Annotated in this window: 19 protein-coding genes; 9 read left to right on the top strand and 10 right to left on the bottom strand. The window is 33.7% G+C overall.

Annotated elements, in window-relative coordinates; all coding sequences use genetic code 11:
- Window positions 1–147: 147 nt before the first annotated feature.
- From H0V01_11785 to H0V01_11750, 8 genes are all read left to right on the top strand, one after another.
- Window positions 148–360 (top strand): hypothetical protein, encoded by a 213-nt coding sequence (locus H0V01_11785; GenBank protein MBA2584053.1) that lies wholly within the window; start codon window positions 148–150, stop codon window positions 358–360.
- 135 nt (window positions 361–495) lie between these two features.
- On the top strand, window positions 496–1008 hold the full coding sequence (locus H0V01_11780; protein MBA2584052.1) for an NAD(P)H-dependent oxidoreductase: 513 nt from the start codon (window positions 496–498) through the stop codon (window positions 1006–1008).
- 91 nt (window positions 1009–1099) lie between these two features.
- Complete coding sequence (locus tag H0V01_11775; protein ID MBA2584051.1) at window positions 1100–1465, top strand: DUF2200 domain-containing protein; 366 nt, start codon at window positions 1100–1102, stop codon at window positions 1463–1465.
- Window positions 1466–2479: 1014 nt separating this feature from the next.
- Window positions 2480–4018, top strand: a complete 1539-nt coding sequence (locus tag H0V01_11770) for a SulP family inorganic anion transporter (GenBank protein MBA2584050.1) — start codon at window positions 2480–2482, stop codon at window positions 4016–4018.
- 28 nt (window positions 4019–4046) lie between these two features.
- Window positions 4047–4706 (top strand): carbonic anhydrase, encoded by a 660-nt coding sequence (locus H0V01_11765; GenBank protein MBA2584049.1) that lies wholly within the window; start codon window positions 4047–4049, stop codon window positions 4704–4706.
- On the top strand, window positions 4699–5409 hold the full coding sequence (locus H0V01_11760) for a DUF2490 domain-containing protein (GenBank protein MBA2584048.1): 711 nt from the start codon (window positions 4699–4701) through the stop codon (window positions 5407–5409). Before H0V01_11765 ends, H0V01_11760 begins: the two co-directional genes overlap by 8 nt.
- A 377-nt stretch (window positions 5410–5786) precedes the next feature.
- Window positions 5787–6839, top strand: coding sequence for a hypothetical protein (locus tag H0V01_11755; GenBank protein MBA2584047.1), 1053 nt, complete (start codon window positions 5787–5789; stop codon window positions 6837–6839).
- Between the two features lie 167 nt (window positions 6840–7006).
- Window positions 7007–8017, top strand: coding sequence for a hypothetical protein (locus tag H0V01_11750; GenBank protein ID MBA2584046.1), 1011 nt, complete (start codon window positions 7007–7009; stop codon window positions 8015–8017).
- A 115-nt stretch (window positions 8018–8132) separates the two neighbouring features.
- On the opposite strand, the gene H0V01_11745 is transcribed toward H0V01_11750, so the two are convergent.
- The 4 genes from H0V01_11745 to H0V01_11730 form a co-directional block, all read right to left on the bottom strand.
- Window positions 8133–8909 (bottom strand): ion transporter, encoded by a 777-nt coding sequence (locus H0V01_11745; GenBank protein ID MBA2584045.1) that lies wholly within the window; start codon window positions 8907–8909, stop codon window positions 8133–8135.
- 520 nt (window positions 8910–9429) lie between these two features.
- Window positions 9430–10095 carry a hypothetical protein gene (locus H0V01_11740; GenBank protein MBA2584044.1) on the bottom strand — a complete coding sequence of 222 codons (666 nt, stop codon included), beginning with the start codon at window positions 10093–10095 and terminating at the stop codon, window positions 9430–9432.
- Between the two features lie 345 nt (window positions 10096–10440).
- A complete protein-coding gene (locus H0V01_11735) occupies window positions 10441–10686 on the bottom strand; it encodes a WG repeat-containing protein (protein ID MBA2584043.1) in 246 nt (81 codons plus the stop codon).
- Between the two features lie 2 nt (window positions 10687–10688).
- Complete coding sequence (locus tag H0V01_11730) at window positions 10689–11480, bottom strand: WG repeat-containing protein (protein MBA2584042.1); 792 nt, start codon at window positions 11478–11480, stop codon at window positions 10689–10691.
- Window positions 11481–11662: 182 nt separating this feature from the next.
- On the opposite strand from H0V01_11730, the gene H0V01_11725 reads away from it, so the two are divergent.
- Window positions 11663–12268, top strand: coding sequence for a hypothetical protein (locus H0V01_11725; GenBank protein ID MBA2584041.1), 606 nt, complete (start codon window positions 11663–11665; stop codon window positions 12266–12268).
- A gap of 308 nt (window positions 12269–12576) precedes the next feature.
- On the opposite strand, the gene phoU is transcribed toward H0V01_11725, so the two are convergent.
- From phoU to H0V01_11695, 6 genes are all read right to left on the bottom strand, one after another.
- Entirely contained in the window at window positions 12577–13233 is a 657-nt protein-coding gene (gene phoU / locus H0V01_11720; GenBank protein MBA2584040.1) for a phosphate signaling complex protein PhoU, read from the bottom strand.
- A 66-nt stretch (window positions 13234–13299) separates the two neighbouring features.
- Window positions 13300–14067, bottom strand: a complete 768-nt coding sequence (locus H0V01_11715) for a phosphate ABC transporter ATP-binding protein (GenBank protein MBA2584039.1) — start codon at window positions 14065–14067, stop codon at window positions 13300–13302.
- Window positions 14068–14083: 16 nt separating this feature from the next.
- Entirely contained in the window at window positions 14084–14944 is an 861-nt protein-coding gene (gene pstA / locus H0V01_11710) for a phosphate ABC transporter permease PstA (GenBank protein ID MBA2584038.1), read from the bottom strand.
- A complete protein-coding gene (pstC, locus tag H0V01_11705) occupies window positions 14937–15812 on the bottom strand; it encodes a phosphate ABC transporter permease subunit PstC (GenBank protein ID MBA2584037.1) in 876 nt (291 codons plus the stop codon). The genes pstA and pstC overlap by 8 nt, the downstream gene beginning before the upstream one ends.
- 69 nt (window positions 15813–15881) lie before the next feature.
- Window positions 15882–16910, bottom strand: coding sequence for a PstS family phosphate ABC transporter substrate-binding protein (locus H0V01_11700; GenBank protein MBA2584036.1), 1029 nt, complete (start codon window positions 16908–16910; stop codon window positions 15882–15884).
- A 105-nt stretch (window positions 16911–17015) separates the two neighbouring features.
- Window positions 17016–17893 (bottom strand): porin (locus tag H0V01_11695; GenBank protein MBA2584035.1); only part of this gene is annotated, 878 nt, incomplete at its 5' end.

Genomic DNA, 17893 nt, shown 5'->3' with positions numbered 1-17893 from the left:
GAGAAAACAAAGTTATATTTGTCATGAGAGAAAGTTTTTTTGTTGTGCAACTCAAAGGTAACTTTGATATACAAAATTCTTTCTCTTATTTTTTTATTTTCTAATTAGCGTTTAGGACGCTATTGATAAGAAAACTATTACAACTCATTGAAAAGAGATTTATTTACAGCGCACAGTATGATGCTGGAAGATGAAAAAGCCGTAAAAAATGCAGAAATAAAGGTAGAATACATAAATGGCCCTATTTTGATTATGTCGGGTAAAAACGATGAGCAGTGGCCTGCAACTCTTATGTCCAACAGAATAATAGAAAGACTAGAGGAAAATAATTTCAAATATTATAAGCAACACGCAATTTAGAGGGTGGACACATTGAGCCATTAAAACATTTTAATTTGGTATATGATTTTTTAGAACAGCATTTGCCGGTGCAATAAAGCTATGTGCTAACATGCATAGCCAAAAGGGTAGGGTTGAATGTCAACACAAAAAAACATGGAAACAAAAACATTAATAATCTTAAGCAGTTTACGGAAAGACAGCAATACTAAACTGTTGACACAAAAACTTTTTTCGGGTATTGACTCAGAAACAATAGACCTTCTTGACTTTAAAATATCGCACTATGATTATCAGGGCCACTACTCAGAGACAGACCAATTTTTAGAAGTCATAGAAAAGGTTCTGCTGTTTGAAACAATAGTATTTGCAACTCCAGTTTATTGGTATTCAATGAGTGGGCTTTTAAAAGTGTTCTTCGACCGCCTGACAGATATTGTAACAACCGAAAAACATATAGGACGCAACTTAAAAGGCAAGAACATCTTTTTAGTTTCTGTAGGTACTGACCTAACATTACCAGAGGGTTTTGAGACACCTTTTCGATTAACTTCTGACTATCTTGAGATGAATTTTATTGAAACTTATTATTGCCCAACAAAAGACTTACAAGACAACTTAACTAACCAGAATAAATTTATAAAAATTATTAAAAGTACAAATCGCTGACAGATCCAAAATCGGGAGGTTTACTGCAAGGGTAACTAAAAGTTACCTGATAGGTTCCACACTAAATTGAAATTAGAAAGTTTAAAATAGCATGAAAATAACACCTGAACACAATGAGCGAATGGCAAAAATGACATTTGCCTCTGTATATCCGCATTACATCACAAAAGTTGAGTGTAAAGGCAGGACAAAAGAAGAATTACATCAAGTAATAGAATGGCTGACCGGTTTTGACAACAAAAAACTACAAGAACTGATTGATGAGAAAGTGACTTTTGAAACTTTTTTTAAGAGCGCAAATTTGAACTTAAATGCTCACCTGATCAAAGGTGTAATTTGTGGTTATCGGATAGAAGAAATTGAAAATATTATAACGAAACAAATAAGGTATTTGGACAAATTGGTGGACGAATTGGCAAAAGGCAAGAAGATGGAAAAGATATTGAGAAACGGGTAAAAACGAATGAAAAACTTCAGGACAGAAAGATACACTGCTACCAATATTGTACGGAATCAATCTATGTACTTTATGAGGAAGAAATGGGAAATTAAATAAAAAGTGTGCTTTTGCAAATACAAAAACCACTTGTGCACAAAATTAAAAAGATGAGATTAACAATACCCTAACAGACAACTATTTTGAATTTAAAGACCGCATTTTATTTCGGGATGATAATTGCAATTTTGTAAGGCTTCATTTATTTAATCATTTGTGGAGCGTATTTGTCCAAGATAAGCAAAGAGAATTGTTGAATTTTTGTGGCATTTTACCGTAATATCCTTTTATGAAACAATATAGTTAGGCCCTATGCTTGTCCAAATAATTTCAGGACTAAAACTTTTAAGGCCTAAGCGAAAAGCAGCTACTTCCTTTTTTGACAAACTTCAAATTCTTTAATAATTCTATTATATTTTCTCTTTTTAGCATTGTTTTTCTCCTTGCTTAAATTTCCTCAAATATTACGAAAGAGTAGGAGTTATAGTCTTCTTAGTGATTCTGTTTTTCATTTACAGCAATAAGATGATCCAGCAAAAAGAGGATTATATTCATGATAATCCGGTAGAAGCTTGGTTTGTAAACTATCCTTATGAATGGAGATTGAGTAGTGCAAATGAACAAAGTCCGGTAAAATTGGATGAAAGAATTTAAGGTTTGCTGCAAGGGTAACTGGTCTTTCTTTTAAGTTTTTCTTGTTATACTCACATTATTATTAACTGCAAACTGTTTAATCTCTTGAAGATTGAAATCGAATATTGGTTCTTCTTTTTTAGAATTTTAGTCTTTAAGTTAAACCCATAAAATACTCTCTTATCGTTAAATTCAGGTCCTTTGCAGCATATTTCCAAAATACAACTCCAACAATTAACGACTTGCAATAGCGTTTTTAATTGTAAAAGTATTTTTAATGATAGCAATACTACTTTGTTGAATATTATTACTACCTTTGTTTCGAAATATTATAATCACTTTATGAAAAATCTCTTTAAAGACCTCAAAAACGATTTGCCAGCGAGTATAGTCGTGTTTTTTGTTGCAGTTCCTTTATGTTTAGGAATTGCCCTTGCATCAGGAGCACCTTTGTTTGCAGGAATTATAGCAGGTATTGTTGGTGGTATTGTTGTGGGTAAGGCAAGCGGCTCTCCATTGGGAGTGAGCGGTCCCGCAGCAGGACTTGCAGTAATTGTACTAAGTTCCATTGCTACACTTGGAGGTTCATGGGAGGCATTTTTACTTGCTGTAGTTTTAGCAGGTGTAATTCAGGTAATATTGGGCTATTTGAAATTGGGAACCATAGCCTATTATTTTCCTTCATCGGTTATTAAAGGAATGCTAACTGGTATTGGCTTGCTTATTATTCTCAAGCAAATTCCACACGCCTTCGGTTACGATACCGACTTTGAAGGCGATGTTGCTTTTATCCAACCTGACGGACAAAATACCTTTTCTGCACTATTCAACACGCTCAATTATATTACACCAGGGGCAGTATTAGTTACAGTAATCTCATTGTTGATTCTTGTTTTTTGGGACTATGTGCTGATGAAAAAACATAAAGTGTTCAATTTGATTAACGGGCCTCTTGTGGCAGTTTTTGCAGGAATACTTTTAAACTATTTGTTTCAAAATAATTTACTCCCTTTTAGTTTGGGGGAAAAACAAATTGTTCAAATTCCGGTGGCATCAAGTATAGGGGAATTTTTCAGACAATTCACTCTTCCTGATTTGTCTGCATGGAAAAACCCCGATGTATATATTATAGCAGTTGTGATTGCTATAGTTGCCAGTTTAGAAACCTTGCTTTGTGTAGAAGCTACCGACAAACTCGATCCTTATAAAAGAATCACGCCAACAAACAGAGAATTAAAAGCACAAGGCATTGGTAATATTATATCCGGTCTTATTGGAGGATTACCACTTACGCAGGTTATTGTTCGCAGTAGTGCAAACATCACATTTGGCGGCAAAACCAAGGTGTCGGCTATTTTACATGGTTTCTTCTTACTGATAAGTGCAATAACAATTCCAGCACTTCTTAATATGATTCCACTCGCTACGCTTGCCTCAATTCTTTTTGTGGTTGGGTATAAATTGGCAAAGCCAGCATTATTTAAGCAAGTGTATAAACAAGGTTGGGAACAGTTTGTTCCTTTTATTGCAACCATAGTGGGAATACTTTTAACCGACCTTTTAAAAGGAATTGCTATCGGAATGGCTGTGGCAATTTTTTATATCCTGCGTAACAATTTCAGAAATCCTTTTTACAATACCAAGGAAGAAAAACATCCAAATCATGAGCATTTAATTGTGCTTTCAGAAGAAGTTTCATTTCTGAATAAAGGCAACATTTTACAAATGCTCAACCACATTCCGGCAAATTCAAAAGTTATTATTGACGGAACAAAATCAAAATCCATCCACTACGATGTTATTGAAATCATTCAGAATTTTCAAATACACGCAAAAACAATAGGAATAACCCTTGAAGTAAAGGGCATAAATTTAAACTAAGTATTAACCATAAAAAAAACAAAAAAAAATGAAAACACTAACAAAAGAAATGCAAACAGCTATTTCACCTTCAATGGCATTAAATTTATTAATGGAGGGAAACAAAAGATTTGTAAATAATCTTAAAGTAAACCGGAATCTTTTGCAACAGGCAAATGAAACATCAGATGGACAACATCCTTTTGCAGTAATTCTAAGTTGTATTGACAGCAGAACCTCTGCTGAATTGATATTTGACCAGGGACTAGGAGATGTGTTTAGTGTTCGTATTGCCGGAAACATTATCAACGAAGATATTTTGGGTAGCATGGAATTTGGCTGTAAAGTGGCAGGTGCTAAAATCATTGTTGTGTTAGGTCATACAAAATGTGGTGCGGTAAAAGGCGCTTGCGACCATGTGGAAATGGGCAACTTAACTGCATTGTTGGCTAAAATAAGACCTGCCGTTGAGGAGGAAAAGACGGTGGAAAACAATCGGAATTCCGGCAATGCTGATTTTGTAGAAAAGGTAGCAACTATTAATGTAAAACTAACCGTTAAAAATATTATGGAACGAAGCCCGATTTTAAAAGAAATGATTGAAAACGGACAAATAGGAATTGTTGGTGGCACGCATGATATTTCAACAGGTGAGGTAATATTTTATACTGAAACAATGAGTGCAATTTCGCAATGGGTAAATGAATAAACATTTAAATAAATTAACACATGCACTTTGCCTTTTTTTATTTTTGATAAATGTTTCTGCATTTTCTCAATCATCATCTAACAAAACCGGAAACTGGACCATGTTTTTCGGACAACTTCGCCTGCACGATAAATGGAGTATTCATACAGAGGCTCAATACCGAGACTATGGGATTTTTGATGAAGCAGAACAGATTCTACTCAGGAGTGGAATAAATTTTCATTTGCAATCTTCATCCAGTTTATCGGCAGGATATGCCCGTGTAAATAGTTATACTGACAATGATGAGTTGATGGAAAGTCCCCATAGTTCCGAAAATAGAATTTGGCAACAGTTTCTTATGCGTAACAATTTAGGAAGGTTTATTTTTGAACACCGCTATCGCCTTGAGCAGCGATGGAAGCAGACAAATGACAATATCCAATACCTGAACAGAATAAGATATTTACTTAGGATAACTGTACCTCTGAATAAACAAAAAATAGAAAAAAACACCTTATTTCTGAGCTTATATGATGAAGTATTTATTCATTTTTCATCCCCGCCATTCGATAGAAACCGTTTGTACGGAGCAATTGGCTATCAATTTATCCCAAATGCAAACATTCAGATAGGATACCTTGCTCAAACAGTAAACACAACTACAAAACACTATTTACAGGCAGCGATTTTTTATAACATTGATTTCAGAAAAAAAGAATGATAGCTGGCCTTTTTTGACTTTTTCGTTTTTTATCTCAAACCTTGTAAACCGTTATGCAAAGCGTAATGGAAACCGAAACAATTATTTATTTTTCTACCTAATTTAATTACGAGAAAGCCTAGGAGGGAGGTTTTTCATAAATTTCCCTAATAATTCGAATTGTTCTTTACCTATCCTTTATTTATCCCCCATGCACTTTTTGAAATTCATTTTTTAGCATGCAAATCACATATTTATTTTTTTTACCCGTCAAATGCTGACGCCCAGCAAAAACAAAAGAGGGCTTTCCCCAGCCCAGGATTCGGCTTTAAATTTAGAGAAAACTGCGAAAAAACATTAAGTTTGCAATAGTATAAAGCAACTTACTAAATTTTTAAATGAAAATATTTGTTGTCATATTAACCTTAATTATTTTGGCTTGCAACACTATTCAACCAGACAGACAGGTAGATAAAAACGCAAAGAATAAGCCTTCAATATCAAGAAAAATTGATGGAATTGATGTCTTTTCATATTCCATTTATACTGAAAATGACACGATAGAATACATAAAAATTGGAACTGACACTTTATCATCTAAACCTATTATATTGTTTTTACAAGGCTCTTTACCTGTGCCTTTGATTTTTGATTTTGTTGATTTTAAACACATCAATATTCCCTTTGAATATTCAGAATTTATAGCCTATTATCATTTGATAGAGATTTCGATGCCAAAAACACCAATTGTTGCAGGGCAAAAGAACTTAAATCAGGAATATTGCTATATAGTTGATACTGTAAAAGAAAACACTTTTAAGCAAGAATATTTGAAAGACAATTATCTGGAAAATTATGTAAACAGAACAAATCAGGTTATTTCGGACTTGCAAAAAAAAGAATGGTTTAAAAATGACAGCATTCATTTAATCGGTCATTCACAGGGTGCGAAAATTGCAGCTGTAGTTGCTTCTGAAAATAGTAATATTTCAACAGTTTCATTGCTAGGTTTCAATGCTTTTGGACGATATGATGAATATGTTAGACGTGAAAGACAAAAATTAAAAACAAATAAAATAACAGGGGAGGAGTATAAGTCCAATATTGACGAACTTTATGAGAGATGGACAGAAATTAATCAAAAACCTAAGGACTTTGAAAACGGCAACAATTCCATTACAACTTTTTCAATAGATTATATTCCATATCTTTTAAACATTAATATACCAATTTTTGTTGGCTATGGCACAGAAGACATTATTTTGGAAAACTGTGATTTACTTCCTATTAGTTTCATTCAACACCAAAAAAGTAACCTTACACTAAAACCATATGTTGGCTTAGACCACAATTTTTTTGAAGTAAAGGATGGAAGGCCTGATTTTAAAAATAGGAATCATTGGACCGATGTAATTAAAGAAATAATAGAATGGACAAAAAGTGCAAAATGAAAAGCCAAATCACTGGCAATACTGCATTTTTGAGGTGTTTAAAATAGTCACGCAACTTGTCATTGTAGTATTACATTTTGTGTTATATTAGCCAACAGAAACAAGATTGCCAATGCTACAAATTGTCCAATTGCTTATTCTTTTTAAATACTTATTTCTATCTGATAATGCGAAATTTCTTTTGGTTTTTCCTTTTCTTTCTCCTCTTATTTAACCAGCGAATTTGCCTTGCACAGGTTTTGGTTCAAGTTGACCCTTTCGAATTAGATACCAGTAAATACCTTGAACTATATAACTCAATTCCAATAATTAAAATTAAAGGCAAAAGCTTTAAAAATGGATCGTATGTTTTCCAATATCCTGGTGATGATAAACCCTTGTTATTCAATGGCACTATTGTAAATGGTGAAGTTACAGGTAATTATTATTCCTACTGGAATAACAGTTACGGTGAAATATTTCCTGAATCCCAGAAAAGCATTAAAGTACATAAAGGGAAATTAGATAGTATTGTTGAGATCAGTGCTGAAGGTTCTGATATTAAACTGCTTTTGGAATTTAACCAAGGTGTTTTATTGAAAATTTCTATTGTAGATCCTTTTTTTCAACATTTTGTAAATTATAAAGAATTGAAGAACAATATCACAGATACATTGGCCTTTTCATTCAATTCTGGCAATCTGAATGGCATTCGTTTTTACAATCATGAAACATTTAACAGGCTAAAGGTTCCAATTGATGAATTTTCTTACCTTGATAGTGCTAACATTCAACTTTTAACTGCAAAAAAATCATTTTATTCCTATGATTCCACCCATGTTGTATATGAAAAAAAAATAGCGGTTGATAACCTAGAAAGCTTTGGCAACAGATTGGTTTATTATTATAATTCATCCCTGCAATTAAAAGAAATTTCCTTAATTACAGGTTATCCTACATCAGTTTCAGGTGAACATGGTTATGAGGAAAGGCTATGTTATAATTTTGAACTGATGCGGATGGTATTTGATCAGCAACAGCAGCTTAAAGCAATCTCTCTATTTTTGCCTTTAGATGTAATCGATGTGGACGAGGAGATCTTTGGCCAGAGATATTCTTTATCTGTAAAAGAAAAACAATTTATATTTTTGCCGGGCGGAATTTTCACATTTCACTCCAATATATTTTGGGATAAATAGCAATGAAAAAGTCGCGACAAGCTACCAGTTTTAAGTAAATTTAAATCAGTGCTTTCTTTAGTTAACAATACCAACTTGTTCTATAATTTTTGGAACACCATTGTCACTTGATCATCTATTCCTGTTTATTTAATTTTTCAATCTCTTTTCTTAAAAGTCTCATTTCTTTTGTTATTTCTTCTAACTGTAATGCACCAGCAATTTCTCCTTTTTTGTCTGTTGCATCCTGTCCAATGAAAAAAGAGGCAAGCATGGCAGTTAAATAACCTAAAACTCCAAGACTGTATAAACCCAGCAAAAGTGTTACCGTTTTCCCCTCTGGTGTTTGCGGCCAATTTTCACTGGCAATTGTAGTCAAAAGCATTGCTGTCCACCATAATGCATCCCAGTAATTATTAAAAGCTCCTGTTTCCCTTTCAAAAGCAAACACTGCCGCAGCTCCAACAAAGCAAACCATTAAAGTAAGTATCAGCACATAGCCAAAAGCCCTGCGTTCAAGGGTTCTTCCAAGTGCTCGCATTCCCCTATTAACTGAGCCAATAATCCTAATTACATGAATACTTCTAATAACACCAATTGATCTTAACAAACTAAGACTTGCAAAAATTCGGAATACTCTTAAAGCTGGTATAAATAGGGAAATAATTGTCAGTACATTCTTTTTAAGAAATAGCCACTTAATTGGGGCTAAAAAAAACTTTATCAGGAAATCAAAAATAAAAATTATCCAAATTGCAGATACTATGTATTGTAAAACAGGAGTAAGTTGCCAGATTAAATCTACCACAAGTAAAATTATCCAGGCAAATCCAAGAACTATTAAAGGAATTTCTGTTCTCTTGCTTAATTTAATAAGCCATCGATATCTTTTTATCTTCTCTTTATTCTTCATAAATTAAATTTTGAAGATACATTAAGAAATTTTTTTTCCCGTTATTAGAAAGAAAATCAACAGTATATAGAAGTTAACAATTCTTAAAGTTATATATATGTTCCTGCATAAATAAGCTTTGATCCTTGCTTATTCCCTCACTTTTCCTTTTTCGTAATTTTTTCTCATTTAAATTGTATTCTGTCCTGTAAAATGTATCAAGCAAATAAAATACCTCCTTTATTAAAGTGTTTAAATTGTTTAAACTAGAGATGAAAAGGAAGAAGTAAGGATTATTAAAGGTGGGATTATCAAGCAGTCAGAAAAAAAAATTGATTGGTTAAGATTACTAAATGTTATTGAGCGTGAAATACCAACATGTTTTTAGTTTTGAATGATTGCTTTAGATGAAATAAATTAAAATTTTTAATTAACCCCTATGGTTTTCCCATTTAGTTAAAAGGTGTCATTAAAAATCCTTAAACAGCATTGTTTTTTCTTCAATGACACTATAAATTTTCAATGTTTCTAGGTTTTTTTCTTAGCACTTTTTTGACAATATAACATTTCTCTGAGTTAATGCTAGTCGTATTGCAATTGCAATAATCAGTAAAAGAATACCAATAGTTTTATAAAAATCATCCCATATCTTTTTGTTAATTTCTGATGAGTAAACATTAAATTTTTCGATGTTTTTATTTACTCGATTTCCATACAAACTAATTTCCTTTACATACCCAAGCATGAAATCTGATTTAAAAGCAATTGTTTTAATCGATTCCACATCGAGCGGTTCGGTGGGTATGCCATAAATAGAATCAATTCCAATAAGGAATTTCTTGGACCATTCACAAATAAGGTTCTGGTCATGCTGGTGCAAATCAAAATATTCAGGAGAAAGGTTAGTTTTCTTGTATTTAGTACAAGTTTGTACATCTGACAATAAAAAATTAACCAGTGACAGATCTATGGTTATTTCTTGTTTAACTATACTTATTTGAGTAGCAATAGAACTTCTTTTATTTTCATTAATTAATGCCATCAAACCCAAAAGGGCTATAAATATCCATATATATTCGAGCCTTTTCCAGTTAGTATCCGACAAAGTTATATATGTAAAAATACGATAAGCCACTTGCCAAAGTATAAGGGTTATCACAATTGCCAATAATTGCTGGGCTAATATATAATCAAAAAGTTCGGACATTGTTTAATTTCTGTGTTTTTTTATGCAAAGATAATTGTTAATCTGGTTGAATTTACAATTATCTATTGCTAATAGTGGGTTGTTGATTAATTTCCTATATCTCCGGACTCGTTGCCAGAATAAGAATTATTCCCCTCATCCTCAAAAATACTGGTATTATTATAGTTGAAAAGCCTCCATCTTTGACTGGGAATACAAGATTTGTGTAATGCTTCCCAATAAGGAAAATTTATTTCAGGCATACAAGTTAATTGCCGGCTTTTTTAATATTAAAAAAAAGTTCATCACAAGAAAAAGGGTGCCTCGCATTTGAAACAGCCTTTCATTACCGTTAAAACATCAAATTTATTTTGCCAGTTCCATGTCTTTGATTGCAGCGAATTTTGGCTGAATGATCCATTTTCCTGAAGGATCAATCATTCCCCATTTCCCACCCTGTTTTGCTGCCGCATAGCCATTTTTAAAATTGCGAACATTTTCAAACTGTGGCTCTATTACCCAATTTCCATTTTTGTCAAAAAAACCAAAAAGGGTATTCTTTCTTCCTTCGCATAATCCTTCGCTAAAATCACCATATTTTTCTATTTGCATATTCAAAACCTTTCTGTTTTGTCTATATAGGCCCATGTTTCTGCAATTTTAACCCGGGCCATTCCGCTTTGAGCATCAAAATCTTTAGCTGCAGTAAACTGCGGCTTTATTACCCATTCTCCTTTTTTGTTGATATAACCCACTGTAAGTTCAGTGGTTTTAGCCCATGCTAAGTCATTTACAAAATATCCTACACTCATAAAATCAGGTTCAATAACTACTTTTCCACTTATGTCAATAAAGCCATTTTTTTTATCCTGGCCATCAAAAGGCGCTAGGCCTTCAGAGAAATGTTTTAAAGCAAAAACTTTAGTGTCTGTTACCGGAATTTCATTTCCTTTTAAATCCAGAACAAATTTCTTCTCGCCTCTGCTTGCCACTGCATAACCACCATTAAATTCCGATACTTTATCATAAGAAGGCTTTATAGATTCCTTGCCCTGAACATCCATATAACCCCATGATGTTCCTATCTTAACAGGAGCTAGTCCATTGTTATAGCCTTTTAGATTAATTCCAAACCCATCTATAAGTTTAAATCCACTTAATTCAGTAATTATTTTTTCGCCTTTTTTATTTATAAAATGATATTGTTTTGCCTCATAAATTGCTGCAAAACCATCCTCGGTAAATTCATAACAGGTGGCATATTTAGCAGGTATAACCAAATTGCCTGTTATATCAATATATCCCCATAATTTCCCACCCATTGGTTTTGCCTGAGCAATAAGTGTTTGAGAATTGATTTTCTGTGTGATTAGAAGAAGTAAAACCAGGTTTATCAGAAGTTTCATTTTTTTTATTTTTTATAATGGATAATTTATTTGGATACCCAAAAGTAATAATATATTTGAGAAGGGGGCAGCATTGCTCAAATGGATGTTTTTTGGAAAAGTATTAGGTTCAATTACCACTTTTTATTGTTTCTTTAACTGAATAATTTATTAGCTTTGAAAATAAATTTTAAACTTTTATCATGAAAAACATACTCTTTATAATTGTTCTTTTTTTATCCTTCAGCCTTAGGGCCCAAACTACGCACGTTTTAACAGCCATTGATACTGAATTTCAACCAGACACGCTTTATTTAGAGCCAGGAGATATTATAGAATTTGTTTCAATTGGATACCACAGTGCCACCCAAGTGGATTATGCGGATTGGTTGAATAACACTTCAAACCACAATGGTGGCTTTTGGGTTGGTTTTGGAGCTCCTACCACTGATGTTACTTTTACTGTTGATAATCCTGGAAATTATTATTTTGTATGCGACCCTCATGCTTCAATGGGAATGAAAGGTGTTATTATTGTCTCAGATCCTTTGAATATTTCTCAGAATTATAACACTGCCGAGTGCCAGGCTTATTGGAAAAATAAAAATCATCTTGAAATTAAGCATAATGATTGCGATGCTTTTAGCTTGCTGGATTTTTCAGGTAGGGTGGTGGTAAGCAAAACTCTTGATAAGGGCATAGGGAAATCCGTTTGTGAGGTAGGTGAAATTTTACCGGGAATTTACCTTGGTGTTTTCAGTCACAAAAACAAGGTGAAAGAAGTGGTAAAAGTTGCAAGGATTAATTAAATTCTCCTTGTCCTATTTTTTATGGAATTCTTGGGCCATAAAAGCAGTAAAATAACAGAATTTACACAGAATTCACATTAAACAGGACATCTGCCAATTTGATTGTTCAGAAGGATTAATTTAAAATAGTGGGCAAATAATTTCGTTTAAAAACAAATGAAAAATCGTATAAAATTCAACTTGTAACCTTTGCTTTTTTATTCGGCATACCCTTCAACTGCATTCTTTTTTGTTTTTGTCCTATTTTAACCTTTCCACTGGTCCATTCAATAAATTTCGGATGGTTTTCATAAATGTTAATATTCCCCTTAAGTGCGATGTTTTAACACTTTTGCTTCAATGTAAAAAATAATTTCTTCAGCAATGTTTTTGGACTGGTCGCCCATTCTTTCTATTTTTCTAATTACGGATAAAACGGAAAGGTAATGTAAAGGATCAGGATGATTGTTTTCAATCAAAGCAAGGGTGGTTTTTATTGCAGCCAAGTTAATTTCATCCAGGATATCGTCTTTTATAAAAACTTTTCTTGCAAGTTCGGTGTCTTCATTAATCAAAGCATCTAGGCTATCATCAAGCATAGCAAGAGCTACTTCATACATTTTAGTTAAATTGTACTTTTCAAGAACTTCAACTGAAAATGGTGTTTTTACATCCATTACATAATGAGCTACGCTCTCTGCATTATCTGCAATGCGTTCCAGGTTTGAATTAATTTTTAATGCGGCAAGCACAAAACGCAAATCAGCTGCTAAGGGATTATACAAGGCGAAAATTTTTTCACAATCACGGTCTATTTTTAATTCAAAAGCATTTATTCTTTTTTCGGTAAAAAGTATTTCTTTTGCCAGGTCCTTATCAAAATCAAATATGGAATTTTTTCCTTTAGAAATTTGAGACCTCACCATTCTGGTCATTTTTATCAAATCTTCTTTTAAATAATGAAGTTCTGTATCAAGATGTGTCATGTTTCTTTGGTATTATTTATTGTTAAGGTTTTAATTGATAGATCTCTTTTCTCAATTTTAATAACATCAACCAAACCTACCGGTAATGTAATTCTGAGTTTTTATTTGTTTTGGATTGGTGAAAATATCTTTTGTTTTTCCATATTCAATTAAATCACCCAAATAGAAAAAAGCCGTGTAATCGCTTACCCTTCCTGCCTGTTGCATATTGTGGGTAACAATTACTATAGTGTATTTTTGCTTTAATTCATAGATTAATTCTTCAACTTTTGCAGATGAAATAGGATCAAGTGCAGAGGTAGGTTCATCCATAAGTATTACAGTGGGCTCAACAGCCAAGGCTCTTGCAATACAAAGCCTTTGCTGCTGTCCGCCAGATAAAGAAAGAGCAGATTTTTTAAGATTATCTTTCACCTCTTCCCATAAAGCAGCCTGTTTTAATGATTTTTCAACCGCATTATCCAATATTGTTTTATCTTTTATTCCCTGTATTCTTAAACCATACACAACGTTTTCATAAATGTTTTTTGGAAAAGGATTGGGTTTTTGAAATACCATGCCTACTTTTTTTCTAAGCTCAACTACACTTGTTTTTTTGCTGTATATCTCTGTTCCGTCAATCAATATTTCTCCTTCTTTTCGAAAAATTTCTATGTAGTCATTCATTCTGTTGAATAACCTTAAAAAGGTAGATTTACCACAACCCGATGGCCCAATTAAAGCGGTAACCGTGTTTGGCTTTATAACCATATTAATATCTTTTAGAACCTGGCTTTCGCCATAAAAAACATTAAGATTTTTGGTTTCAAGTTTATTCGTTTTTGGGGTTAACATATATACTATTTTGATATTACCATTTAATTTTTTTCTGCCATTTGTTTCTAAAATAAACAGCTATGCCATTCATAATAAAAGTAATGGCTAAAAGTACAATAATTCCCGCAGCTGCATTTATTACAAATCCATGCTGGGGCCTGCTTATCCAATTAAAAACCTGTATAGGAAGCACAGAGAATTCATCTAAAGGCCCAGAAGGAACAAAAGCAACATAAGTAAGTGCACCAATTACAATAAGTGGCGCTGTTTCCCCAACTGCTCTGGATAATGCCAAAATTACTCCCGTTAATATTCCACCCATTGATGCTGGCAATACCTGCATCCAGATAGTTTGCCATCTTGATCCGCCCAGTGCATAAGAAGCTTCCCGAATAGAATTTGGAACAGCTTTAATGGCTTCTCTTGTAGCCACAATAATAATAGGTAAAATCAAAAGGGCAAGCGTTAAAGCTCCTGCTAAAAGACTTGAGCCCAAATGAACCCAACGCGAAAATACTTGTAAACCAAGTAAGCCATAAATAATTGAAGGCACCCCTGCAAGGTTTGCAATATTTATTTCCACCAGTTTGCTGAGCCTGTTTTTGCTGCCGTATTCCTCCAGGTGAATGGCTGCCGCAACCCCTATTGGAAACGCTATAACGGCAGTTAAAATAAGTATCCATATCGATCCGATTAATGGAGTTAATATTCCTGCTTTTTCAGGAATACGTGATGGCAGGCCAGTAATAAAATCCCAGCTTATACGACTGCCTCCTTTTGAAAACACATCAAATAAAAGCACTATAAGGATTAGCAAGCCAAAAAAAGTGCAAAATATTCCAAAAAGATTAAATGCTTTATCTTTTAAACGATTTGTTTTTTCAGCCTTATTCATATTTTTCCTGGAATTTGCTTTTAACCCAAAAACTAATGTTGTTTAGAATAAAAGTTAAGATAAATAAAGTAATTCCCGCAGCGAAAATAGTTCGGTACTCTAATGAATCATGAGGAACGTCCCCAAGGCTTACCTGAACAATATAGGTAGTTATGGTTTCAATTGGCACCATTGGGTTAAATGTTAATCTTGGCTGCTGACCTGCTGCAATTGCTACAATCATTGTTTCACCTATTGCCCTGGAAATGGCAAGAATCACCGAAACAGCAATTCCAGAAAAAGCAGCAGGGATCATTACTTTAAATGCTGTTTGCAGTCTTGTGGAACCCATTCCGTAGGCGGCTTCCCTTAATGATTTTGGAACAGCCCTGAGTGCATCTTCACTCAATGAAGAAATATATGGAATTATCATTATTCCCATAACAATTCCCGGAGAAAGCGCATTAAAACCAGCCAGTCCGGGAATTAATTTTTGCAACAAAGGAGTAACAAATGTAAGGGCAAAAAAGCCATAAACCACAGTAGGAACTGCAGCAAGTATTTCCAAAACAGGTTTTATTGCAACTGTTAGCTTTTGGTTTGCATATTCATTTAAATAAACAGCAATAGTAAGTCCAACAGGCACTGCAACAACTATTGCAATAAGAGAAGTTAATAGTGTTCCACTTATTAAAGGAAGAATTCCAAATCTTTTTTGTTCAAAAAGAGGTGTCCATTCAGTATCTGTTAAGAAATCAAAAATGGGAACTTCTTTAAAAAACAATATAGATTCATACAGCAATACCACTATGATGCCAAGCGTAGTGAGTATGGTTAAAAGGCTACAGGCAAAGAGCAGTTTTTCAATTATTTTTTCCTTCAAATTCATACCTGATTTATTAAATCTATAAAAAAAGCAGGGTTTTATACCTGTGCTTTTTTAGAAAGCCTTGTCCCTTTATGGACGTTTTTTAAGTACCTGCAGCAAATTAACTCCAACACTTCCTCCTTCTTTGTCAAAAACAGAACCAACAATTTTTTCCTCGTATCTTTTCAAAGCCTCAGCATAAACTTCTTTTGGAAGTGCAATTGCACCAGTTTCTTTTGCAAGTGCAGCAGCATTTTCAAGATAAAAATTAATGAATGCCTTTACTTCTTCACGTTCTGCAGATTTTGCATTTACATAAATAAATTCGGGCCTGGCAAGAGGTTGGTAAGTGCCGTTCTCAACAGTTTCAATTGTAGGAGTTATCGGGCCAGAACCATTTTCGTCATTTAAGTCATCAATTGGAACCAGTTTTAATTTGTCGCTGTTCTCAGTAAAATATGCAAGTCCAAAAAAACCAAGTGCCAGCTTATCGGTTGAAACGCCTTGTACAAGCACGTTATCGTCTTCGCTTGCAGTATAATCGCCCCTGCTTGACTGGGCCTTGCCCATAATGGCTTCAGTAAAATAATCATAAGTACCTGAAGCTACCCCAGGTCCATAAAGATGAATTTCACTATCAGGCCAACCAGCTCTTATTTGGCTCCATTTCATAATCTTTCCCTGAGCAGATGGTTCCCATATTTTTTTAAGTTCTTCAACAGTTAGAAAATCAACCCAAGTGTTTTCCTTACTAATTACAACAGCTAATCCATCATAAGCAACAGGGATTTCTATAAACTCTATTCCATTTTCTTTGCAAGCCTGAATTTCTGATTCTTTAATAAGTCTTGATGCATTACTGATATCTGTTTCGCCCCGGCTGAATTTTTTAAATCCGCCACCAGTTCCTGAAACACCAACAGTAATTTTAATATCAGGTTGTACTGTTCTGAATTCTTCTGCAACAGCTTCTGTGAGAGGATAAACTGTGCTTGAACCATCTATTTTTATATCTCCTTTAAGTTTTGATTCAGAATTTACTTCGTTGTTGTTATTTGTGCCACAGCCTGCAATTAATGCAGATATTCCGATGGCTATTACTATTGATTTTATTTTCATTTTTTTATATGTTATTAAATGTTACTTTTTAATTTATTTTTATGCAAAAGTATAGGTGTCATTTTATTTGAATGTTAACCTGATGTTACCATAAGGTTAACTGTGCTAAAAATTAAATTGTGCCTGAAGCCTTAAAAGGTTTCCTCTTTGCCTGTTGTTTGGGTTTTTGAAATCTTCAAAAGTCCTGTCAGACATTGTGTACATGGCAACTAATTCAAATGCTGGAAATGGTTGCCATTCTATTCCAATTTCCTGTTCATTTACAAGGTACCTTCTGGCATCTATTTCTTGTTTTTTACCCCCTTTATAATAGTGCCATCTTGCAAAGGGTATAATTAGCTGTTTGCCTGCTTTTAGCATGTACATGGTTTGTGCGTAACCTCCATATAAGTCCTGGTTTTCCACATTCATAGTTACTGGATTAAATTCGGGGCCCTTGCCCATTGTAAATTCAGCTTGAAATCCAAGAGGCTGAGGATAAAAAACAAAGGTTCCGGCTACTCTTCTTTCAAAAAACTCATTTACTGCTCCATTTGTTTGCGAACGGTTTATAACCACATTACCATGATATCCTTGCACGCTTGCTTCAATAAATTGTCCGTTATTAAGTACAAAAGGATAGGTTAACCTGTAAACATAATGTGAAGAATTATTTGCTTCTGGCCTATTTGCAGTTTGTCCATTGTGGATACCTAATCCAAGTACTCCATAATCTCCCGATCCTTTTAATCCCGAACTGACAAGCTCCTTAAATCTTTCACGGATATGCTTTGGAGTATAATAAAAGAATACTCCAAGATCACGTTCATTTGCAACAGCGCTGTTTAAAGCGTCATGACGATCTAATGGAAGCCTGTTTTGGCTGGATTGAAGGTTTTCAAACCCATACGGCACTTTACTTTGGCCTACCCTAAACCGGAACTCTTTGTTATTATCTAGAAAAAGATCAAAATACGCATCTCTTAATTGAACGAAGTGAAGAC

It is taken from the genome of Bacteroidota bacterium (genome assembly GCA_013696965.1).
Taxonomy (GTDB): domain Bacteria; phylum Bacteroidota; class Bacteroidia; order JACCXN01; family JACCXN01; genus JACCXN01.
This window is presented reverse-complemented; position numbering and strand designations above follow the sequence as displayed.